34 protein-coding genes are annotated in these 20,696 nt (G+C 58.8%); 2 read left to right on the top strand and 32 right to left on the bottom strand.

Features of this window, described 5'->3' with window-relative positions; genetic code table 11:
• Positions 1–79 precede the first annotated feature (79 nt).
• A complete protein-coding gene (locus CDV44_RS00910; protein ID WP_058376363.1) occupies positions 80–736 on the bottom strand; it encodes a cytochrome c in 657 nt (218 codons plus the stop codon).
• A gap of 298 nt (positions 737–1,034) precedes the next feature.
• On the opposite strand from CDV44_RS00910, the gene yihA reads away from it, so the two are divergent.
• Entirely contained in the window at positions 1,035–1,703 is a 669-nt protein-coding gene (yihA, locus tag CDV44_RS00915; RefSeq protein ID WP_087686303.1) for a ribosome biogenesis GTP-binding protein YihA/YsxC, read from the top strand.
• A gap of 560 nt (positions 1,704–2,263) precedes the next feature.
• Positions 2,264–3,262 (top strand): porphobilinogen synthase, encoded by a 999-nt coding sequence (gene hemB, locus CDV44_RS00920; RefSeq protein WP_087686304.1) that lies wholly within the window; start codon positions 2,264–2,266, stop codon positions 3,260–3,262.
• 193 nt (positions 3,263–3,455) lie between these two features.
• Here hemB and dsbD read toward each other — a convergent pair whose 3' ends face one another.
• The 31 genes from dsbD to rpsJ form a co-directional block, all read right to left on the bottom strand.
• Entirely contained in the window at positions 3,456–5,429 is a 1,974-nt protein-coding gene (dsbD, locus tag CDV44_RS00925) for a protein-disulfide reductase DsbD (protein ID WP_249277360.1), read from the bottom strand.
• Positions 5,430–5,478: 49 nt separating this feature from the next.
• On the bottom strand, positions 5,479–5,811 hold the full coding sequence (cutA, locus tag CDV44_RS00930; protein WP_087686306.1) for a divalent-cation tolerance protein CutA: 333 nt from the start codon (positions 5,809–5,811) through the stop codon (positions 5,479–5,481).
• A gap of 193 nt (positions 5,812–6,004) precedes the next feature.
• Positions 6,005–6,397, bottom strand: coding sequence for a 50S ribosomal protein L17 (gene rplQ, locus CDV44_RS00935; RefSeq protein ID WP_058376367.1), 393 nt, complete (start codon positions 6,395–6,397; stop codon positions 6,005–6,007).
• Positions 6,398–6,553: 156 nt separating this feature from the next.
• On the bottom strand, positions 6,554–7,531 hold the full coding sequence (gene rpoA, locus CDV44_RS00940; protein WP_058376368.1) for a DNA-directed RNA polymerase subunit alpha: 978 nt from the start codon (positions 7,529–7,531) through the stop codon (positions 6,554–6,556).
• A gap of 102 nt (positions 7,532–7,633) precedes the next feature.
• Positions 7,634–8,257 (bottom strand): 30S ribosomal protein S4, encoded by a 624-nt coding sequence (rpsD, locus tag CDV44_RS00945; RefSeq protein ID WP_058376369.1) that lies wholly within the window; start codon positions 8,255–8,257, stop codon positions 7,634–7,636.
• A 153-nt stretch (positions 8,258–8,410) separates the two neighbouring features.
• Positions 8,411–8,815, bottom strand: a complete 405-nt coding sequence (gene rpsK / locus CDV44_RS00950; protein WP_010804113.1) for a 30S ribosomal protein S11 — start codon at positions 8,813–8,815, stop codon at positions 8,411–8,413.
• Between the two features lie 18 nt (positions 8,816–8,833).
• Entirely contained in the window at positions 8,834–9,199 is a 366-nt protein-coding gene (gene rpsM, locus CDV44_RS00955; RefSeq protein WP_058376370.1) for a 30S ribosomal protein S13, read from the bottom strand.
• A gap of 35 nt (positions 9,200–9,234) precedes the next feature.
• Positions 9,235–9,351, bottom strand: coding sequence for a 50S ribosomal protein L36 (rpmJ, locus tag CDV44_RS00960; RefSeq protein ID WP_084656468.1), 117 nt, complete (start codon positions 9,349–9,351; stop codon positions 9,235–9,237).
• 19 nt (positions 9,352–9,370) lie between these two features.
• Positions 9,371–9,589, bottom strand: a complete 219-nt coding sequence (infA, locus tag CDV44_RS00965; protein WP_010804116.1) for a translation initiation factor IF-1 — start codon at positions 9,587–9,589, stop codon at positions 9,371–9,373.
• A gap of 12 nt (positions 9,590–9,601) precedes the next feature.
• Complete coding sequence (gene secY, locus CDV44_RS00970) at positions 9,602–10,939, bottom strand: preprotein translocase subunit SecY (protein WP_058376371.1); 1,338 nt, start codon at positions 10,937–10,939, stop codon at positions 9,602–9,604.
• A gap of 23 nt (positions 10,940–10,962) precedes the next feature.
• The gene (gene rplO, locus CDV44_RS00975) at positions 10,963–11,397 is read right to left on the bottom strand and encodes a 50S ribosomal protein L15 (protein ID WP_039393709.1); all 435 of its coding nucleotides are present in this window, start codon (positions 11,395–11,397) and stop codon (positions 10,963–10,965) included.
• A gap of 11 nt (positions 11,398–11,408) precedes the next feature.
• Positions 11,409–11,594 carry a 50S ribosomal protein L30 gene (gene rpmD / locus CDV44_RS00980; RefSeq protein WP_058379946.1) on the bottom strand — a complete coding sequence of 62 codons (186 nt, stop codon included), beginning with the start codon at positions 11,592–11,594 and terminating at the stop codon, positions 11,409–11,411.
• Between the two features lie 11 nt (positions 11,595–11,605).
• Positions 11,606–12,124, bottom strand: coding sequence for a 30S ribosomal protein S5 (gene rpsE, locus CDV44_RS00985; RefSeq protein ID WP_058376372.1), 519 nt, complete (start codon positions 12,122–12,124; stop codon positions 11,606–11,608).
• A gap of 13 nt (positions 12,125–12,137) precedes the next feature.
• Positions 12,138–12,503 (bottom strand): 50S ribosomal protein L18, encoded by a 366-nt coding sequence (gene rplR / locus CDV44_RS00990; protein ID WP_039393713.1) that lies wholly within the window; start codon positions 12,501–12,503, stop codon positions 12,138–12,140.
• Positions 12,504–12,514: 11 nt separating this feature from the next.
• Positions 12,515–13,048, bottom strand: a complete 534-nt coding sequence (gene rplF / locus CDV44_RS00995) for a 50S ribosomal protein L6 (RefSeq protein WP_087686307.1) — start codon at positions 13,046–13,048, stop codon at positions 12,515–12,517.
• Positions 13,049–13,063: 15 nt separating this feature from the next.
• On the bottom strand, positions 13,064–13,459 hold the full coding sequence (gene rpsH, locus CDV44_RS01000) for a 30S ribosomal protein S8 (protein WP_087686308.1): 396 nt from the start codon (positions 13,457–13,459) through the stop codon (positions 13,064–13,066).
• Between the two features lie 13 nt (positions 13,460–13,472).
• Positions 13,473–13,778: a 30S ribosomal protein S14 gene (rpsN, locus tag CDV44_RS01005; protein ID WP_058376374.1), complete on the bottom strand. Its 306-nt coding sequence runs from the start codon at positions 13,776–13,778 to the stop codon at positions 13,473–13,475.
• A 7-nt stretch (positions 13,779–13,785) separates the two neighbouring features.
• Positions 13,786–14,325: a 50S ribosomal protein L5 gene (gene rplE / locus CDV44_RS01010; RefSeq protein WP_058376375.1), complete on the bottom strand. Its 540-nt coding sequence runs from the start codon at positions 14,323–14,325 to the stop codon at positions 13,786–13,788.
• Between the two features lie 19 nt (positions 14,326–14,344).
• Positions 14,345–14,656: a 50S ribosomal protein L24 gene (gene rplX / locus CDV44_RS01015; protein ID WP_058376376.1), complete on the bottom strand. Its 312-nt coding sequence runs from the start codon at positions 14,654–14,656 to the stop codon at positions 14,345–14,347.
• Positions 14,657–14,667: 11 nt separating this feature from the next.
• Positions 14,668–15,036, bottom strand: coding sequence for a 50S ribosomal protein L14 (rplN, locus tag CDV44_RS01020; RefSeq protein WP_010804127.1), 369 nt, complete (start codon positions 15,034–15,036; stop codon positions 14,668–14,670).
• Positions 15,037–15,300: 264 nt separating this feature from the next.
• The gene (gene rpsQ, locus CDV44_RS01025; RefSeq protein ID WP_039374937.1) at positions 15,301–15,573 is read right to left on the bottom strand and encodes a 30S ribosomal protein S17; all 273 of its coding nucleotides are present in this window, start codon (positions 15,571–15,573) and stop codon (positions 15,301–15,303) included.
• Positions 15,570–15,764, bottom strand: a complete 195-nt coding sequence (gene rpmC, locus CDV44_RS01030) for a 50S ribosomal protein L29 (protein ID WP_058376377.1) — start codon at positions 15,762–15,764, stop codon at positions 15,570–15,572. Before rpmC ends, rpsQ begins: the two co-directional genes overlap by 4 nt.
• Positions 15,765–15,778: 14 nt before the next feature.
• The gene (rplP, locus tag CDV44_RS01035) at positions 15,779–16,195 is read right to left on the bottom strand and encodes a 50S ribosomal protein L16 (RefSeq protein WP_010804130.1); all 417 of its coding nucleotides are present in this window, start codon (positions 16,193–16,195) and stop codon (positions 15,779–15,781) included.
• A 2-nt stretch (positions 16,196–16,197) separates the two neighbouring features.
• Positions 16,198–17,001 carry a 30S ribosomal protein S3 gene (rpsC, locus tag CDV44_RS01040; protein WP_058376378.1) on the bottom strand — a complete coding sequence of 268 codons (804 nt, stop codon included), beginning with the start codon at positions 16,999–17,001 and terminating at the stop codon, positions 16,198–16,200.
• 9 nt (positions 17,002–17,010) lie between these two features.
• Positions 17,011–17,340, bottom strand: coding sequence for a 50S ribosomal protein L22 (gene rplV / locus CDV44_RS01045; RefSeq protein WP_058376379.1), 330 nt, complete (start codon positions 17,338–17,340; stop codon positions 17,011–17,013).
• A gap of 11 nt (positions 17,341–17,351) precedes the next feature.
• Positions 17,352–17,627 (bottom strand): 30S ribosomal protein S19, encoded by a 276-nt coding sequence (gene rpsS / locus CDV44_RS01050; RefSeq protein WP_010804133.1) that lies wholly within the window; start codon positions 17,625–17,627, stop codon positions 17,352–17,354.
• A gap of 11 nt (positions 17,628–17,638) precedes the next feature.
• Complete coding sequence (gene rplB, locus CDV44_RS01055; RefSeq protein ID WP_058376380.1) at positions 17,639–18,466, bottom strand: 50S ribosomal protein L2; 828 nt, start codon at positions 18,464–18,466, stop codon at positions 17,639–17,641.
• A 2-nt stretch (positions 18,467–18,468) separates the two neighbouring features.
• The gene (gene rplW / locus CDV44_RS01060; RefSeq protein ID WP_058376381.1) at positions 18,469–18,783 is read right to left on the bottom strand and encodes a 50S ribosomal protein L23; all 315 of its coding nucleotides are present in this window, start codon (positions 18,781–18,783) and stop codon (positions 18,469–18,471) included.
• Complete coding sequence (rplD, locus tag CDV44_RS01065; protein WP_058376382.1) at positions 18,780–19,400, bottom strand: 50S ribosomal protein L4; 621 nt, start codon at positions 19,398–19,400, stop codon at positions 18,780–18,782. The genes rplW and rplD overlap by 4 nt, the downstream gene beginning before the upstream one ends.
• A 2-nt stretch (positions 19,401–19,402) precedes the next feature.
• Positions 19,403–20,059, bottom strand: coding sequence for a 50S ribosomal protein L3 (gene rplC / locus CDV44_RS01070; protein WP_058376383.1), 657 nt, complete (start codon positions 20,057–20,059; stop codon positions 19,403–19,405).
• 206 nt (positions 20,060–20,265) lie between these two features.
• Positions 20,266–20,577, bottom strand: a complete 312-nt coding sequence (gene rpsJ, locus CDV44_RS01075; RefSeq protein ID WP_010804138.1) for a 30S ribosomal protein S10 — start codon at positions 20,575–20,577, stop codon at positions 20,266–20,268.
• Between the last annotated feature and the right edge of the window lie 119 nt (positions 20,578–20,696).

Consider the following 20,696-nt stretch of genomic DNA (forward strand, 5'->3'; position numbering starts at 1 on the left):
TGCGGCGACGGAGCTGGTTTCGTTATAAGTCAGCGAATATACCCCGACGTTCACACGATGTCAGGGCAGACCTTACCGATCAGCGCAAACCGGCGATGTAATCCGCGACTGCCTTGATTTCCTTGTCCGACAGTCGCGACGCAACGGCATGCATCGGCGCGTTGTTCAAACGCGTTTCGTCGCGGAAGGCCACGAGTTGTGCAGCGGTGTAATCGGCCCACTGGCCGCCGAGGCGCGGGTATTGCGACGGCATGCCGGCACCGGCCGGACCGTGGCAGGCAGCGCAGGCGGGTACGCCTTTCTCTGCAATACCGCCACGGAAAATCTTTTCGCCCAACGGCACGGTGTCCTTGTTGCGCGCAGCGCCCGGTTTCTCGGTTTGCGACGCGAAATAAGCGGACACGTTGCGCATATCCTGATCGGACAGCGCAGCGACCATACCGGCCATGATGGGATTGTTGCGCGCCGGTGTCTTGCCGGGCTGCGCCTTGAAGTCGGTCAGTTGCTTGTAGAGGTATTCAGCGTGCTGGCCGGCGATTTTCGGATAAGCACCACCGGTGCTGTTACCGTCTGCCGCGTGGCACGATGCGCAGACCTGACTGGCAATTGCCTGTCCCCGGTTCAAGTCTGGTTTGGCTGGCGCCTGAGGCTCGGCGGCTTGTCCTGCGCCGCTCAGTAGAAAGCATGCCAGCGCCAATGGTGTTGCAGCGAGAGACTTCCACACTCCTCGGTTCATTCGCACACCTTATATCTGTTTTGTCGGGAAATCGGTCGTTCGAACTCACCGTCCGGCGCCGTGTTTCTCCTCCAACCTCACGGCGTGCGAGACGTTCGGACAAGCCTTGGCAAGGCCAAGGTTAACTTTCGTATTGTACAATAAAGTCTTTCCCCGACTTTAGGGGATTCCATGTAGAAGGCCGCAGAGCGGGGCTTCCCGGGCTTTGGCCGGCAGCATCCCTACTCATCGTTCTGCGCCCCCTGCGCCCGCGTTGCCAGCCCATCTCCTGTGGCTGCGGCGCTCCCCGGTTCCTTTCATGTCCCTACTTCATCAAGCCCGCTTCTTTACGACCGTCAATCATCTGCGCGATCTGCCGCCCACGGCCGTGCCCGAGGTCGCCTTCGCGGGTCGCTCGAACGCGGGCAAATCCAGCGCGCTGAACATCCTGTGCAATCAGAAGCGGCTGGCCTTCTCCAGTAAGACGCCGGGCCGCACGCAGCACATCAATTACTTCGAGATTGCCCACCTCGAGCACCTCTATGGCTATCTCGTCGACCTGCCCGGCTACGGCTATGCCGAAGTCGGCGGCGGCGTGAAAGTGCACTGGCAGCAACTGCTTGGCGATTATCTGGTGCAACGTCCGCAACTGCGCGGGCTGGTGCTGGTGATGGACTCGCGTCGACCGTTCACGGATCTCGATTGCGAACTGATCGACTGGTTCCTGCCAACCGGACGCCCAATCCACGTATTGCTGACCAAAGCCGACAAGCTCACCCGTCAGGAAGCCACGGTCGTCCTGCGCGACACCCAGAAGCGTCTGAACGCCCTTCAGCGCACCGACGGACTCCCGGCGGACGATCCCAACACGCTGCCCCAGTTCACTGCGCAGCTGTTCTCGTCGCTCAAGCGCACCGGTGTCGAAGCCGCGCAACGCGTGCTCGAAGACTGGCTCGCCATTCCGCCGCGCGAATCCGCGAAGAAATGAGCGTGTCTCAGTAATTTCGCCCTCCAGCACGATTCGGCACCACGCTGCCAAAACCCAAAGGTAGATGACGCACGAGCCCGCCGGGCGCGACATATCGTCGCGGCCAGCGGTGTGGTCGTTTGGGTCAACGTAAAGAAAAATCGGGACGGCGGTCGCTGCCTCAACCGAACGGATGAGGGGGCACACGAAGATATCGGGATTGACCGAGATGCCTGTACGCGCCCGATTTCCGGGGCGTTGGATGCAGTAGTTGGTGCGATAAAGCGAGCGCACATAAAAAAACCGCCGTGTAGGCACGGCGGGTTTAAATGAGCCTTATCGTAGAACGACAGGCGCCCGCTCAGGGAGGAGAAGCGGGGGACGCCACACACAGTGCGAACATCCGGTTGGTATGATATACCATGCGTCCGAAAGTTTCCCGGCAAGCGGCCTTTTTTGCGCGCTTTCCTCCTTACGGAATCGTTGAGCCGATCGCAACGGCAACGCCTTTTCGGGACGTCTTTACCCGACGAAACACGGAATTTTCAGACGCGCTATTCCCCGTCCAAAGGACCGATCGCATGAGTTCCTATCCCCTGCTTCGCCCGCGCCGCATGCGACGCGATGACTTCTCACGCCGCCTGATGCGTGAAAACCACCTGACCTGTGACGACCTGATCTATCCGGTGTTCGTGCTCGAAGGTCAGAACCGCCGCGAGGCTGTCGACTCGATGCCGGGCGTCGAGCGCGTCTCGGTCGACGAGCTGCTGCGTGTGGCCGATACGTGCGTCACGCTCGGCGTGCCCGTCATTGCGCTGTTCCCGAACATCGACGCGTCGTTCAAGACACCCGACGGTATCGAAGCGACCAACCCCGAAGGTCTGATCCCACGCGCCGTGCGCGAGATCAAACGCAACTTCCCCGATCTCGGTGTGCTCACCGACGTGGCCCTCGATCCGTACACCAGCCACGGTCAAGACGGCGTACTTGATGAGAACGGCTACGTCATCAACGACGTAACGACCGCGATCCTCGTTAAGCAAGCCCTCACGCAGGCAGAAGCTGGCGTGGACATCGTCGCACCGTCCGACATGATGGATGGCCGCATCGGCGCCATCCGGGAAGCCCTCGAAGCCGCCGGACATATTCACACGCGCATCATGGCTTACGCGGCCAAGTACGCGTCGGCCTTTTACGGCCCGTTCCGCGACGCCGTCGGTTCGGCATCGAATCTCGGCAAGGGCAACAAGATGACCTACCAGATGGATCCGGCCAATTCGGACGAAGCGCTGCGTGAAGTGGCGCTCGATATCGAAGAAGGTGCGGACATGGTCATGGTCAAACCCGGCATGCCGTACCTCGACATCGTGCGCCGCGTGAAGGATGAGTTCCGCTACCCGACGTATGCCTATCAGGTCAGCGGCGAATACGCGATGTTGAAGGCCGCTGCCCAGAATGGCTGGCTCGATCACGACAAGGTGATGATGGAGTCGCTGCTCGCCTTCAAGCGCGCAGGGGCCGATGGCATCCTGACCTACTTCGCACTCGACGCAGCGCGCCTGATTCGCGCACAAGCCTGAGTCGACTGAGTAGAAGACGAGGAGGCGTCGGCCACCGGTTGCGCCATCCGCTCAAGTTCTCGCAGACGAAAGACAAACAGCTAGTCCGGTGACGGACTAGCTGTTTGTTTATGTAGCGGTCTGAACGGCCACCTTCGTGGCATTCAGCGCAGCAGACTCAACCGCGCATCCCCTGATCCTGATCCTGATCCTGTTACGCTGCCGGACCGTAGGCCTTATCCAGACTGCGCAGGAATTGATCGGCTGACTGCGCACCGATCACACGCGAACCCGCCACCTCAGCGCCCTTGCCATCGAAGAAGATAATCCCGGGCGGTCCGAACAACGCAAAGCGCTTTAGCAACGCCTGATCGTCGGCATTGTTTGCCGTAACGTCGGCTTGTACGAGCACCATCTGATCAAGGCGCGCCTTCACGCGTGGATCAGTGAACACGAACCGCTCCATCTCCTTGCAACTGATGCACCAGTCAGCATAGAAGTCGAACATGACCGGCCGGCCAGCGGCGGCAACGACCTGATCGAGTTCGGCGACACTTCGCACACGCTGGAATTTCACACCCTCAGCGGTCTGCGCACCGGCACTGGCACTTCCCGACGCAGCGGCCGACAAACCAGCCAGCGGAGCCAACGGGTCGCGTGCACCTGCGGCAGCGCCCACCAATGCCACGGCCCCGAGCAGCGCAACCGCAACACCGAGTCCTTTGAGCAGGCGCCGAGTACCGCTCACACCATCGGGCAAGGTGTCGAAGACGCGCATGAACGTCGCGGCCACCAGCAGCAACACCCCCCACCCGAGCAGCAAGACTTGTGTCGACAGCAACGGACGCACGATCCACAGCGCGACACCCAGCAGCAGGAAGCCGAAGAACCGCTTCACACCATCCATCCAAGCGCCGGCGCGCGGCAGCAACGTGCCACCACCACCGGCCAGAATCACCAGCGGCAAACCCATACCCAGCGACAGGGCGAAGAGCGTGGCGCCACCAAAGACGGCATCTCCCGTCTTGGCAATGAAGGCAAGCGCAGCGGCAAGCGGTGCTGTCACACACGGGCTGACGATCAGGCCGGACAGGATACCCATCATCGCCGCCCCCACCCACTGCCCCGATTTCTGTTTGCGGGCGGCATCGTCGATACGCTCACGCAACGCCGACGGCAACTGAATCTCGTACATGCCGAACATCGAGAGCGACAGAATCACCATCAACAACGCAAACAGCGCGAGCACCCAAGGCGCCTGAAGAAACGCGATGAGGCCTTGCCCGAGCAAGCCCGCCGCCACACCGATCACGGTGTTCACGATGGCCATACCGAGCACGTAGGCGATTGCCAGGCGCACTGCCTTGCCGCGACTGGCCTCCTGACCTGCGACGATCGACAACAGGATAGGCACCATCGGCAAGACACACGGCGTAAAGGCCAACCCAACGCCCAGTGCGAAGAAGATCCCCAACGCCAGCAGGAAGCTGCCACCCGAAAGAATGCGCTCGGCTTCGCTGTAATCGTCGCGCGCCGAGAGCCAGCCGCCACCCGAACCGCTTGGCGTCGCAGCGTTTGCATTAGGCGTCGCCGCCGCGGGCTTGGCGCCGAGCAGCGCCTGCGTGGGACCGACAGCGGTTTGCGATGACATCGACAACGCTCCGCCGCTAGCGCCGGCACCGCCGCCGCCCTCCGCGCTACCGACGGCCGCCGAGATCTTGAACGGCTTGTCCATCGGCGGATAGCACAACCCCTTGTCCGCACAGCCCTGCATCGTCACCGTCAGCGTGAAGGGGGCCGTAGCCCCAGTGACTGGAATCCGGACGTCGATGGGCTCGTGATAGACCTCCATATCCTTGCCGAAGGTCTCGTCATGCTTGACCTCCCCTTTCGGGAATTCAGGGGTCCCGAGTTTGACGTTGGCGTTATCGGCGGCGAAGGCGAAGCGCTCACGATAGAGGTAGTAGCCTTTGGCAACTTCAAAATGAAGCAGCACCGCACCGGGTTGCTCCGACTTCGACACCTTGAAGGCAACATCCGGATCGAGGAAATCGTCAGCGGCATGGGCGCGGCCGACACCGGCCGCCATTAGCAGCAGCGCGGTACAAAGCCATGCAAAGACCCAGAATGCCAGCCCCTTTCGCATGCCGTTGAGCACTCGTCCCGAGCCGCCATCCGCTCGAGCCATGGACACGTCGTCATGCCGGGCAAATACCGGCCCAGCTACGATCGTCGATTCAGACATGCAACTTCCCCCGAGTCTCATCCTCAACCCAGCGCGCGTACGCGGGCAACGCGGCCGTCGCGGGCCACGCCACGATTTCCGGCACGTCGTAGGGATGGTGTTCCTTGATGAACTGCTCGAGCGCCGTGTAACGCGCGGCGCTCGTCTTGATCATGAGTGGCACTTCAACACTCGTCTCGCGCTTGCCTTGCCAACGATAACTTGAGCGCACCGGGGCCATCTGCTGCACACAAGCCGCCAACTGCGCAGCCAGCATGCCGTCGATAGCTGCCTCGGCACTGGCCTCGTCGGGAAACGTCGTCATGACGATAAGAAGGGCATCCATAGTGTGCAATAGACCGGTCAAACGTAGCGATTGTTCACTGTACACCGGCCACAAGCAATCTGCGCAGACAGGCCGTTATTCCGGAGATATCTGCTGCGGGGTTCGGACAACACCTCAAATGAAAAAAGCCAGGTCAATGACCTGGCTTCTCTCCTACAGCTCACGGTACCCGAAGGTCCGTTGCGCAAGTCGCTTACTCAGCAACTTCCGGCGCTTCCGTATCAACTTCCGGACGGTCCAGCAGTTCGACGAACGCCATCGGGGCGTTATCGCCAACGCGGAAACCCATCTTCAGGATACGCAGGTAGCCACCCGGACGGGTTGCAAAGCGCGGGCCGAGCACGTTGAACAGCTTCGACACCGAGTCACGATCACGCAGGCGGTTGAAAGCCAGGCGGCGGTTAGCCAGCGAGTCCTTCTTGCCCAGGGTGATGAGGGGCTCGACGACCTTACGCAGTTCCTTGGCCTTCGGCAGGGTGGTCTTGATCGCTTCGTGTTCGATCAGCGAGTTCGACATGTTACGGAGCATTGCCAGACGGTGGCTGCTCGTACGATTCAGTTTACGCAAACCATGACGGTGACGCATTTCAACTTTCCTTTAAACAGAGTTTTTCGACCAAGCTCTTCTATCGGTGACAACCACCGCGGGCCGGTGTCGTTACAAACGGCCGTATCGGATCACTCCGACGCACCGCACTTTTGTTGCAACACGGCCGCCCGAAGGCGGCCATGTCTTCACAACTTACTTCTCGAGACCAGCCGGCGGCCAGTTTTCGAGCTTCATACCCAGCGTGAGACCACGCGAGGCCAGCACTTCCTTGATCTCGTTGAGCGACTTGCGACCCAGATTCGGGGTCTTGAGCAATTCGTTCTCGGTACGTTGGATCAGGTCGCCGATGTAGTAGATGTTTTCGGCCTTCAAGCAGTTGGCCGAACGCACCGTCAACTCGAGATCGTCCACCGGACGCAGCAGGATCGGATCGATCTGCGGCGCACGCGACGGCGCTTCGCTGGCGGCTTCCGTGCCTTCCAGCGCAGCGAACACCGACAGTTGGTCGACGAGGATGCGAGCCGATTGACGGATCGCTTCTTCCGGCGACACAACACCGTTGGTTTCGATGTTCATCACGAGCTTGTCCAGGTCGGTACGCTGTTCCACGCGGGCCGATTCGACCGCATAGCTCACACGCTTGACCGGCGAGAACGACGCGTCGAGGACGATACGACCAATTACCTTGGCCGAATCATCGCCATAACGGCGCACGTTACCCGGGACATAACCACGACCCTTTTCAATCTTGATCTGGACGTCGAGCTTACCGCCCTTGGCCAGATGTGCAATCACGTGATCGGGGTTGATCAGTTCGACGTCGTGCGGCAGTTCGATATCCGAAGCACGCACCACACCTTCACCATCCTTGCGCAGCGTAACGGTGACTTCGTCACGGTTATGCAGCTTGAACACAACACCCTTCAGGTTCAGCAGGAAGTTGACAACATCTTCCTGAACGCCGTCGATGGTGGAGTATTCATGCACGACGCCAGCGATCGTCACTTCGGTCGGCGCATAGCCGAGCATCGACGACAACAGCACGCGGCGCAGCGCATTGCCCAAGGTGTGGCCGTAACCACGTTCGAACGGCTCCATCACAACTTTGGCGTGATGCTCACCGACTTCTTCAACCTCGATGATCTTGGGCTTCAATAAACTGTTTTGCATAGGTTTCCTTTTCAATACCCTCGGCTCGTTACACCGATAAGGCTGATGGGTGACAAACCTGCACGGAACGCAAACGCGCCGTGAGGCGCGTCAGCGTTTGGATTAACGCGAATACAATTCGACGATCAGGCTTTCGTTGATGTCGCCCGCGATATCGCTACGTTCCGGCAGTGCCTTGAAAGTGCCTTCCATCTTCTTGGCGTCAACCGAAACCCAGATCGGGAAACCGACTTGTTCTGCCAGCGTCAGCGATTCTTGAATACGCACTTGCTTCTTGGCCTTTTCGCGCACGGTGATCACATCACCCGGCTTGACCTTGATCGACGGGATGTTGGCGACAACACCGTTCAGCACGACGGCCTTGTGGCCAACCAGCTGGCGCGCTTCAGCGCGCGTCGAACCAAAACCCATGCGATAGACGACGTTGTCCAGACGCGACTCGAGCACTTGCAGCAGGTTTTCACCCGTGTTGCCCTTCAGACGATCGGCTTCCGCGAAATAACGACGGAACTGACGCTCGAGCACGCCGTAAATACGCTTGACCTTCTGCTTTTCGCGCAGTTGGTTGCCGTAGTCGGACGTACGAGCACCCGAGGTGCGGCCATGCTGACCCGGCTTGCTATCCAGCTTGCACTTGTCGGCGAGCGAGCGACGTGCGCTCTTCAGGAAGAGGTCAGTACCTTCACGACGGGAGAGTTTGGCCTTCGGGCCGATATAACGTGCCACGGTTGTTCCTTTATCTCAAAATTTGACGCAGCGGCGCCTTGTCCACTACGCAAGTCCGGTACCGATGTACCGGACGGTGGTCTTAGAAATTGCTTCGCGCACGGCCGAGACCGTGCGCGAACCCGCGATTATAGCAGGATTTTCTAAAGCGTCTTAGATACGACGACGCTTCGGCGGGCGGCAGCCGTTGTGCGGGACCGGCGTCACGTCCGAGATGGCCGTGATCTTGATACCCAGCGCATTCAGTGCACGAACCGCGGATTCGCGACCCGGGCCCGGGCCCTTGATGCGAACTTCCAGGTTCTTCACGCCGTATTCCAGCGCCACGCGGCCAGCCGATTCAGCAGCAACTTGGGCAGCAAACGGGGTCGATTTACGCGAACCCTTGAAGCCCTGGCCACCCGAAGTCGCCCATGCCAGTGCGTTGCCCTGACGATCGGTGATCGTGATGATGGTGTTGTTGAACGAAGCGTGGACGTGCACGACGCCTTCAGCAACGCTCTTCTTGACCTTCTTGCGAACGCGCTGTGAAGCGGCGTTGTTCTGTTGCTTAGCCATGAGTTTCCTATCCTCTGGTTACTTCTTCAGCGAGACGCCGGCCTTACGCGGGCCCTTGCGGGTACGCGCATTGGTACGGGTGCGCTGGCCGCGGACCGGCAGGCCCTTGCGGTGACGCAGACCACGATAGCAGCCCAAGTCCATCAGGCGCTTGATGCTCATGGTCACTTCACGGCGCAGGTCGCCTTCAACCGTCAGCTGACCGACTTGGTCACGCAGCTTTTCGAGATCGTTGTCGTCGAGGTCCTTGACCTTCTTCGAGAACGGCACACCAGCGGCTTCGCAAATCTGGCGAGCGCGCGTGCGACCGACACCGTAAATAGCCGTCAGGCCGATTTCCGTGTGCTGGTGGTTCGGGATGTTAACCCCTGCAATACGAGCCATTCGTAATTCCCCAACTAAATAGCGTTAAAGGCCGATTAGCCCTGACGTTGCTTGTGGCGTTGATCCGTGCTGCAAATCACGCGCACTACGCCTTTGCGCTTCACAATCTTGCAATTGCGGCACAGACACTTAACAGATGCCAAAACTTTCATGACAATTCCCTCTCTCTAATCACTTCGCCCGGAAGACGATCCGCGCACGCGACAGATCGTAGGGCGTCAACTCAACCGTCACCTTATCTCCGGGAAGGATGCGGATGTAATGCATCCGCATCTTGCCGGAAATGTGTCCGAGTACTACATGGCCATTTTCCAGTTTCACCCGGAAGGTGGCATTGGGGAGGTTTTCAAGGACCTCACCCTGCATTTGAATAACGTCGTCTTTCGACATGATCCCAGATGATCAGCGAAGCGTCATGTTATTGCCGCCCTTGAAATTCGCCTTGCGGAGCAGCGACTCATACTGTTGCGACATCACATACGACTGCACTTGCGCCATGAAATCCATCGTGACCACGACGATGATCAGCAGTGACGTTCCGCCAAAATAAAACGGGACGTTCCAGCGCAACACCAGGAACTCGGGCAGCAGACACACCAGGGTGACATAAGCTGCACCGGCCAGCGTCAGACGCGTCAAGATCTTGTCGATGTACCGTGCCGTCTGGTCGCCCGGACGGATACCCGGTACAAACGCGCCGCTCTTCTTCAGGTTCTCGGCCGTTTCTTTGCTGTTGAACACCAGTGCGGTGTAGAAGAAGCAGAAAAACACGATTGCCAAAGCATAGAGCATCACGTAGATCGGCTGACCCGGCGACAACTTGGCCGCGATGTCCTTGAGCCAACGCGTGTTGTCACCTGCGCCGAACCAGTTCGCGATCGTTGCCGGGAACAGGATGATCGACGACGCAAAGATCGGCGGAATTACACCAGCCATATTCAGCTTGAGCGGCAGGTGCGATGCTTGACCACCGTATACCTTGTTGCCCACCTGACGTTTGGCGTAATTCACCAGAATCTTGCGCTGACCCCGTTCCACAAACACGACGAAGAACGTCACGAGCACAACGAGCGCACAGATCACGATCGCCGAGAACGGACCAATCGAACCAGTACCGACAAGCTCAAACAGGCCGCCCACAGCATTCGGCAAACCGGCCGCGATACCACCAAAGATGATGATCGAGATACCGTTACCGAGGCCGCGTTCAGTGATCTGCTCACCGAGCCACATCAGGAACATCGTGCCGGTTACGAGCGTGATCACCGTCGTCAGGCGGAACATCATGCCTGGATCAACGACGAGCCCCGGCTCGCTTTCCAACGTCACCGCGATTGCAGCTGCCTGGAAGAGCGCAAGCACCACCGTGAAATACCGGGTGTACTGCGTGATCTTGCGTTGGCCGGCTTGGCCTTCCTTACGCAAGGCTTCCAATTGTGGCGAAACCATCGCCAGCAACTGCATGATGATCGACGCCGAGATGTACGGCATGATCCCGAGCGCGAAGATCGTGAAACGCGACAACGCACCGCCCGAGAACATGTTGAACATGCCCAGGATCCCGCCCGACTGGCGCTGGAACAGCTGCGCCAGCTGATCGGGGTCGATGCCCGGCACCGGGATATGCGCACCAATACGGTAGACGATCAACGCCAGCAGCAGGAAAACCAGCCGCCGGCGCAGATCCGCATACTTCGGGCCCTGCGTACCAGGCTTAGCGAGATTAGGAGACTTGGCCAATGATGGCTCCGGGGTGTCCTAACTTACTCTGCGACCGAACCGCCAGCCGCCTGAATTGCCGTGAGCGCACCCTTGGTGACGCCCAGACCCTTCACAACGACCTTGCGGGTGATCTCGCCAGCGGCGATGATCTTGGCCGACAACGACAGCTCGCTCACCAGACCGGCCTGCTTCAGAACCAACAGATCGATTTCGTCGACCGGCAGGTTGTTCAGGTCCGACAGGCGAACTTCGCCCACGAAACGGCGCGTCAGCGACTTGAAGCCACGCTTCGGCAGACGACGTTGCAGCGGCATTTGACCGCCTTCGAAGCCCACCTTGTGGAAGCCGCCCGAACGCGACTTCTGACCCTTGTGACCACGGCCGGCGGTTTTACCCAGACCCGAACCGATGCCACGGCCAACGCGGCGCTTGGCGTGTTTAGCGCCTTCTGCCGGCTTAATCGAATTCAATTCCATTTTGCCCTCGCTCAGTCGACGATCTTCACAAGGTACGAGACCTTGTTGATCATGCCCCGCACAGCGGGCGTGTCCTGCAACTCATACGTCGAATTGAGGCGACGCAGGCCGAGACCGCGAACGGTTGCACGATGTTCTTCGCGCGTACCGATCAGGCTCTTGACCAGCTTGACTTTCACAGTTTGTTGCTGCGACATATTGATCACCCTTAGCCGAGGATCTCTTCCACCGACTTGCCACGCTTAGCGGCGATGTCAGCAGGAGTCGATTGTTTCTTCAGGCCGTCGAGCGTGGCGCGGACCAGGTTGTACGGGTTCGTCGAGCCAAGGCTCTTCGTCACCACGTTGGTCACGCCCATCACCTCGAACACCGCACGCATCGGGCCACCAGCGATAACGCCGGTACCGTCTTTCGCCGGCGACATCAGGACGCGCGAGGCGCCATGCTGGCCGAGAACGTTATGTTGCAGGGTGCCATTCTTCAGGGCGACCTTGAACATATTGCGGCGGGCTTGTTCCATTGCCTTTTGAACGGCAACCGGGACTTCCTTCGCTTTGCCTTTGCCCATGCCGATGCGGCCATCGCCGTCACCAACCACGGTCAACGCGGCAAAACCGAGAATACGACCACCCTTCACCACTTTCGTGACGCGGTTGACCGAAATCATCTTCTCGCGAAGGCCGTCGTCGCGTTCGTCAGCCTGAACTTTCGCTTGCATCTTTGCCATGACGGATCCTTACTTAGAACTTGAGGCCGGCTTCACGGGCAGCGTCGGCCAAAGCCTTGACGCGACCGTGATAGCGGAAGCCCGAGCGGTCGAAAGAGACGCTTTCGATGCCGGCAGCCTTCGCCTTCTCGGCGATACGACGGCCGATCAGCGCAGCAGCAGCAGCGTTTCCGCCCTTGCCTTCCTTGTCGCCCAGTTCCTTGCGCACTTCGGCTTCCAGCGTCGAAGCGCTGGCCAGCACTTGCGTGCCGTCTTCCGAGAAAACTTGCGCGTAAATGTGCACGTTGGTGCGATGCACGGAAAGGCGATGCACCTTTTGAGCTGCCAGCTTGATACGAGTCTGGCGAGCGCGGCGCACACGTGATTGTTTCTTGTCCATGTTTCGCACCCTTACTTCTTCTTGGTTTCCTTGAGGATCACCACTTCGTCCGCATAGCGGACACCCTTACCCTTGTAGGGCTCGGGCGGACGGTAACCGCGAACTTCCGCAGCCACTTGTCCGATGCGTTGTTTATCAACGCCTTTGATGATGATCTCCGTTTGCGTCGGGGTTTCCGCCTTAACACCTTCCGGCATGGCGTGCACAACATCGTGCGAGAAACCCAGCTCGAGCTTCAGGTTGTTACCGTCAGCCTTGGCGCGATAACCCACGCCAACGAGTTGCAGCTTCTTCTCGAAACCCTTGCTCACACCAGTCACCATATTGTTGACCAGTGCACGTTCCGTACCATACAGCGCATTCGCTTCACGGCTTTCGTCAGCCGGGGCGAAGGTGATGGTGGCGTCTTCAATCTTGACGTTCACGAGGGTGTTGATGCCGCGGGTCAACGAACCCAGGGCGCCCTTGATCGTCAGCACATTGCCAATCAGCGTTGCGTCAACGCCCTTCGGCAGTGCAATAGGACTCTTACCTACGCGAGACATTTAAACTCTCCTCGGTTAGGCGACGTAGCAGATGACTTCGCCGCCCACGCCGGTGGCGCGTGCTTTGCGATCGGTCATCACGCCCTTCGGGGTCGAGACGATTGCAACGCCGAGGCCATTCATGACCTGCGGGATCTCGTTGCGGCTCTTGTACACACGCAGACCCGGACGCGACACGCGCTCGAGGCGCTCAATCACAGGACGGCCAGCGTAGTACTTCAGTGCGATGTTCAGCACCGGCTTGGTTTCTTCTGCCTCAACCGCGAAGTCTTCGATGTAGCCTTCGTCCTTCAGGACTTTGGCGATCGAGACCTTCAGCTTGGACGAGGGCATCTTCACGGATGCCTTCTCAACCATCTGAGCGTTGCGGATGCGGGTCAGCATATCGGCGATAGGATCGCTCATGCTCATGGTGCTTCTCCTATTACCAGCTAGCTTTGGTCACGCCCGGGATTTCGCCACGGAAGGCGATTTCACGGATCTTGTTACGGGCCAGGCCGAATTTGCGGAAGGTTCCGCGCGGACGGCCAGTCAGTTCGCAACGATTGCGTTGACGCGTCGGGTTGGCGTTACGCGGCAGCTGTTGCAGCGCCAGACGTGCTTCATAACGCTCGTCTTCCGACTTGCTGGTGTCTTCGATGATCGCTTTGAGGGCGTCGCGCTTGGCAGAAAATTTCTGCGCCAGACGGGCGCGTTTCTTTTCGCGTTCGATAAGTGCCAGTTTAGCCACGATTACCTCAGTTACGGAACGGGAATTTGAACGCCGACAGAAGAGCCTTGGCTTCTTCGTCAGTCTTCGCGGTGGTGGTGATGCTGATGTTCAGCCCACGCAGCGCGTCGATTTTGTCGTACTCGATTTCGGGGAAGATGATCTGTTCCTTCACACCGATGTTGTAATTGCCACGACCGTCGAACGCACGACCCGAAATACCGCGGAAGTCACGCACGCGCGGCAGAGCCACGGTGATGAAACGATCCAGGAATTCGAACATACGCTCACCGCGCAACGTCACCATCGTACCGATCGGGTAACCTTCGCGGATCTTGAAACCGGCGATAGCCTTGCGAGCCTTCGTCACCACCGGCTTTTGGCCGGCAATTTTCGTCAGATCGCCAACGGCGTGTTCAATGATCTTCTTGTCAGCAACCGCTTGACCAAGGCCCATGTTCAGGGTGATCTTGGTGATACGCGGCACTTCCATGACAGACTTGTAACCGAACTGAGTCGTCAGAGCGGCAACAACCTTGTCTTTGTAGAACTCTTGCAAACGGGCCATTTTCTATACTCCCTGCGACTTAGGCACCGACGACCGTAGCACCGGTCGTCTTGAGGAAGCGGACCTTCTTGCCGTCTTCGACCTTGATGCCCACACGCGACGGCTTGCCATTGGCATCCACCAGCGCCACGTTCGAAACGTGGATCGGCATCGTCTTGTCGACCACGCCACCTTGCGTGCCCTTCATCGGGTTCGGCTTGACGTGCTTCTTAGCAACGTTCACGCCCTCGACGACCAACTTGTCGCCATCAATGGCCAGGACCGTGCCACGCTTGGCCTTGTCCTTACCCGTCAGCACGATGACCTGGTCACCCTTGCGAATCTTGTTCATGTGTCGGCTCCTTACAGCACTTCCGGGGCCAGCGACACGATCTTCATGAAGCGTTCGGTACGCAGTTCACGCGTAACCGGTCCGAAGATACGGGTGCCGATCGGCTCGAGCTTGGTGTTCAGCAGCACGGCGGCGTTGCCGTCGAATTTGACCAGCGAGCCGTCTTGGCGACGCACGCCCTTGGCGGTACGCACGACCACTGCATTGTAAATTTCGCCCTTCTTGACGCGACCACGCGGCGCAGCGTCTTTCACGCTGACCTTGATGATGTCGCCAATGCCGGCGTAACGACGCTTGGAGCCGCCCAGCACCTTGATGCACATCACTTCACGCGCACCGGTGTTGTCGGCCACTTCGAGCCGGGTTTCAGTTTGAATCATGGTGTTATCTTCCCAACTTAATCCGACACCAGGGCGTCGGTCAGTCTTGGTCCCCGTCAGCATCAAAGGATGCCGTTTGGGTTGAGTCGTTCAAAAGTGGACAACCTTGCTACCTCAACACGACTCGTAGAGGATACGAATCAGTCTCGGAAGCCATCCACTCCCTTGCGAAACCAAAGACCGGTTTTGGCGAAAGAAGCGGAAAGTCCGGAATTATACATCGATAATTCCGGACTTGCAAGTCAGCCTTCGCTTCAGCGCGCCTTAGATGATGCGGGCGGCTTCCACGAGACGGGAAACCGTCCAGGCCTTGGTCTTCGACAGCGGACGAGTTTCTTGAATCTCGACCGTATCGCCTTCCTTGATCTGGTTGGTTTCATCGTGCGCGTGATACTTCTTCGAACGCACAATGTACTTGCCGTAGAGCGGGTGCTTCATTTGACGCTCGACCAGCACGGTAACCGTCTTGTCCATCTTGTCGCTGACAACCTTACCCACGAGGGTACGCTTCAGCGAGGTCTTAGCGGTATCGTTCATTTCTGGCTCGCCTTCTCAGTCAACACGGTACGCACACGCGCGATGTCCTTGCGCACCTTCTTCAGCTGGCTGGTGTTGCTCAGCTGTTGGGTGGCCGCTTGCATGCGAAGACCGAATTGGGCCTTCAGCAGATCCGACAGCTCATTGTTCAGAGCGACGGGATCCTTGGCACGAAGTTCGGATGCTTTCATTTCAATCTCTCCAATCAAGCGCCAAGGCGACGGACGAAGAACGTCGTCTGAATCGGCAGCTTAGCGGCAGCCAGGCGGAACGCCTCGCGTGCCAGTGCCTCATCAACACCGTCCATCTCGTACAGCATCTTGCCCGGTTGAATCTCGGCGACGTAGTACTCAGGGTTACCCTTACCGTTACCCATACGCACTTCGGCCGGCTTTTGCGAGATCGGCTTATCCGGGAAAATGCGAATCCAGATACGGCCACCACGCTTGATGTGACGGGTCATGGCGCGACGAGCGGCTTCAATCTGACGAGCCGTCAGACGACCGCGACCGACCGCCTTGAGACCGAATTCGCCGAACGACACTTCGTTGCCACGGGTGGCGACGCCAGTGTTACGGCCCTTCTGCTCTTTACGATACTTTCTGCGTTTCGGTTGCAGCATGATTATTCTCCAGTCTTGGCGTCGCCTTCAGGCTTGCCAGCCGGACGGCGTGCACCACCGCGCTTCGCACCGGCCTTATCGCCAGCGTCGTCACGACGGGGGCGACGGTCGCCCGGACGCGCGTTGCGGCGCGGACGCTTTTCTTCGGCCGGCTCTTCAGCCACCGGAGCGTCGTTGCGGCCCAGCGTGTCACCCTTGTACACCCACACCTTGATACCGATGATGCCGTAGGTCGTCTTCGCTTCCGAGGTCGCGTAGTCGATGTCGGCGCGCAGGGTGTGCAGGGGCACACGGCCTTCGCGATACCATTCGGTACGGGCGATTTCGATACCGTTCAGACGGCCAGCGCTCATGATCTTGATGCCTTGGGCACCCAGACGCATCGCGTTCTGCATCGCGCGCTTCATTGCGCGACGGAACATGATACGGCGCTCAAGCTGCTGAGCGATCGAGTCGGCGATCAGTTGCGCATCGGTTTCCGGCTTGCGGATTTCTTCGATGTTCACGTGAACCGGCACGCCCATGCGCTTTTGCAGTTCGGCCTTGAGGATTTCGATGTCCTCGCCCTTCTTGCCGATCACAACGCCCGGACGCGAGCTGAAAATCGTAATGCGAGCATTACGGGCCGGACGCTCGATGATGACGCGGCCAACCGAAGCGTTCTTCAGCTTCTTCTTCAGGTAATCGCGAACGCCGATGTCTTCCTGCAACATCTGAGCGAAATTCTGGTTGTTCGCGTACCAACGCGAAGACCAGTTACGACTGACGGCCAAGCGGAAGCCAGTCGGATGAATTTTCTGTCCCATCGTGACCCCTTAGTTACCCAGCGTCACAGTGATGTGACAGGATTGCTTCTCGATGCGGTTACCACGGCCCTTGGCGCGCGCGGTGAAACGCTTGAGCGAGGTCGCCTTGTCAACGAAGATGCCCTTAACGCGCAGCTCGTCGATGTCAGCACCTTCATTGTGCTCGGCGTTGGCGATTGCCGACTCGAGCACCTTCTTGATGATGACAGCGGCCTTCTTCGGCGAGAAGGTCAGGACATTCAGTGCACGTTCGAGCGGCAGGCCACGAATCTGGTCAGCGACCAGACGCGTCTTCTGCGCCGAGATACGAGCACCGCGATGAATTGCTTTCACTTCCATGATCGGGCCCCTTATTTCTTCGCCTTCTTGTCGGCCGCATGGCCTTTGAAGGTACGGGTAAGTGCGAACTCACCCAGCTTGTGGCCGACCATGTTTTCCGTCACGTACACCGGCACGTGTTGACGGCCGTTATGCACAGCAATCGTCAAACCGATGAAATCGGGCAGAACGGTCGAACGACGCGACCAGGTTTTGATCGGCTTCTTGTCCCGCGATGCAGCAGCCGCTTCCACTTTCTTCAGCAGATGAGCGTCGCAAAACGGACCTTTTTTAACAGAACGAGTCATTTGCTAGCTCCTTAACGCTTCTTGCGACGCTGAACAATCATGCTGTCGGTGCGCTTGGTCGAGCGGGTACGCTTACCCTTGGTATGCTGACCCCACGGGCTGACCGGATGACGACCAGCAGCCGTACGACCTTCACCACCACCGTGCGGGTGATCCACCGGGTTCATCGCCACACCGCGAACGGTCGGGCGAATACCGCGCCAACGCTTTGCACCGGCCTTGCCCAATTGGCGCAGGCTGTGCTCTTCGTTACCGACTTCACCGATGGTGGCGCGGCACTCAATGTGCACGCGACGGATTTCACCCGAACGCAGACGCACCTGAGCGTACACACCTTCACGTGCCAGCAGCATTGCCGAGGTACCCGCGGCACGAGCGATTTGCGCGCCCTTGCCCGGCAGGATTTCGATGCCGTGGATCGTGGTACCGACCGGAATGTTGCGGATCGGCAGTGCATTGCCAGCCTTGATCGGCGCTTCCGAGCCGCTCACCACTTGCTGGCCGACGGTCAGACCGCGCGGAGCAATGATGTAACGACGCTCGCCATCGGCGTAGCAAAGCAGTGCGATGTTCGCGCTGCGGTTCGGGTCATATTCCAGACGCTCAACCTTCGCCGGAATGCCGTCCTTGTTACGACGGAAATCGACGATACGGTAATGTTGCTTATGACCGCCACCCATGTGACGGGTGGTGATGTGACCGTTGTTGTTACGGCCGGCGGTCTTGCTCTTGGTATCCAGCAGCGGGGCGAACGGCTTGCCCTTATGCAGATCCTTGTTGACGACCTTGACCAGGGCACGACGGCCCGGCGATGTCGGCTTAGTTTTGACGAGTGCCATGATTACTTGGCCTCCGCTTCAAAATTGATTTCCTGACCCGGCTTCAGGCTGACGTAGGCCTTCTTCTCATGGTCGCGACGACCCATGAAACGGCCAAAGCGCTTTTGCTTGCCCTTGCGGTTCAGGATTTGCACCGACTCGACTTCCACTTTGAAGAGAAGCTCAACAGCAGCCTTCACTTCTTGCTTGTTCGCGTCACGTGCAACTTGGAACACCACTTGCTCGTTCTTGTCGGCCACCAGCGTCGCCTTTTCGGAGATCACCGGCGCGAGCAGGACCTGCATCAGACGATGGTCGTTTTTACGCACGTCGCTCATGACAGCATCTCCTCAATCTTGGCGATCGCGCCCTTCGTCAGCAACACCTTCTTGAAGTAGATGAGCGACAGCGGGTCGGCGAAACGCGGCTCGGTGACAGCGAAGTGAGCCAGATTGCGCGAGGCCAAGAACAAGTTCTCGTCCACGGTATCCGTGATCAGCAGCACCGAATCGAGGCCCATGGCCTTGATCTTTTCAGCGAGCAGTTTGGTCTTCGGCGCATCAATCTTGATGTCGTCGACCACTACCAGACGACCTTCACGGGCGAGCTGCGACAGAATCGAGCACACACCGGCGCGGTACATCTTCTTGTTGATTTTGTGGGTGAAGTTTTCTTCCGGCGAATTCGGGAAGATACGGCCACCGCCGCGCCACAACGGGCTCGACGACATACCGGCACGAGCGCGGCCCGTACCCTTCTGACGCCACGGCTTCTTGGTCGTGTGCTTGACCTGTTCACGGTCTTTTTGCGCACGATTGCCGCTGCGGGCGTTGGCTTGATAAGCCACAACCACTTGGTGGATCAGCGCTTCGTTGTAGTCACGACCGAACACGACGTCCGACGCGTTGACCGCAGCGCCTTCCTGACCTTGCTCATTCAGGAGCTTCAGTTCCATTGTTACGCTCCCTTCGCGAGTTTGGCCTTGACAGCCGTGGTCACGAAAACCTTGCCTTCGTTGGCGCCCGGAACGGCACCCTTCACGAAGAGCAGGCCACGTTCAGCGTCAATGCGCGCGATTTCGAGATTCTGCACCGTCGTCGTCGCGTCACCCATGTGACCCGTCATGCGCTTACCCGGGAAAACACGACCCGGATCCTGCGCCATACCGATCGAACCCGGAACGTTGTGCGAACGCGAGTTACCGTGCGAGGCACGGCCCGATGCGAAGTTGTAACGCTTGATCGTACCGGCGTAACCCTTACCGATCGACACGCCTTGCACGTCGACCTTCTGGCCTACTTGGAACAGATCAACGCCAACGGCTGCGCCCGGCTGCAATTCAGCAGCTTTAGCAGCTTCGACGCGGAATTCCTTCAGGATTTCACCGGCTTCGACACCCGCTTTCGCGTAGTGACCGGCGGCGGCTTTGGTCACGCGCGTGGCGCGACGCTTACCGAAAGTAACTTGAACGGCGGTATAGCCGTCCGTTTCATCCGTCTTGATTTGCGTCACACGGTTGTTAGACACGTCGAGCACGGTAACGGGAATCGAATCGCCGTCGTCCGTGAAAATACGCGTCATGCCAACCTTGCGACCGACAAGGCCAAGGCTCATGATTTTCTCCATTCCCGACTGCGATTGGCCGGGGCTAAATGACAAAAGGATGGACCACGGATGTGGGCCATCTTTTCAAAACTACACTTGAGCCCGCCATTATAGACGAGCTTTTATCGCTTGACAAGTGTTGCTAAATCGCATAACAAAAGCCCCACCAGATCCAGCATTGGCGGGGCTTTCGAGAGCAAAGTCGCCCGTAAGCCTTACTGCAGCTTGATCTCGACGTCGACACCTGCCGGCAGGTCCAGCTTCATCAGCGCGTCGACGGTCTTGTCCGTCGGATCGACGATGTCCATCAGGCGTTGGTGCGTGCGGATTTCGAGCTGATCGCGCGACGTCTTGTTGACGTGCGGCGAACGCAGGATGTCGAAACGCTCGATGCGCGTCGGCAGGGGCACCGGGCCCTTGACGATAGCGCCCGTGCGCTTGGCGGTTTCGACGATTTCAGCAGCCGACTGGTCGATCAAACGATAGTCGAAGGCCTTCAGGCGGATACGGATTTTTTGGTTCTGCATGGAAATTCTCCAAAGAGCGTGGCAGCCCTCGTTCGGGTGCCGGGTAAATCACAAAGAGCAAACAGACATTCGGTGGCAGGCGCCGGACTCGCCGGCACTTGCCACCTCAAAATCCGCTA

The sequence above is a fragment of the Pandoraea sp. PE-S2R-1 genome (assembly GCF_002179865.1).
In the GTDB taxonomy this organism is placed as follows: domain Bacteria; phylum Pseudomonadota; class Gammaproteobacteria; order Burkholderiales; family Burkholderiaceae; genus Pandoraea.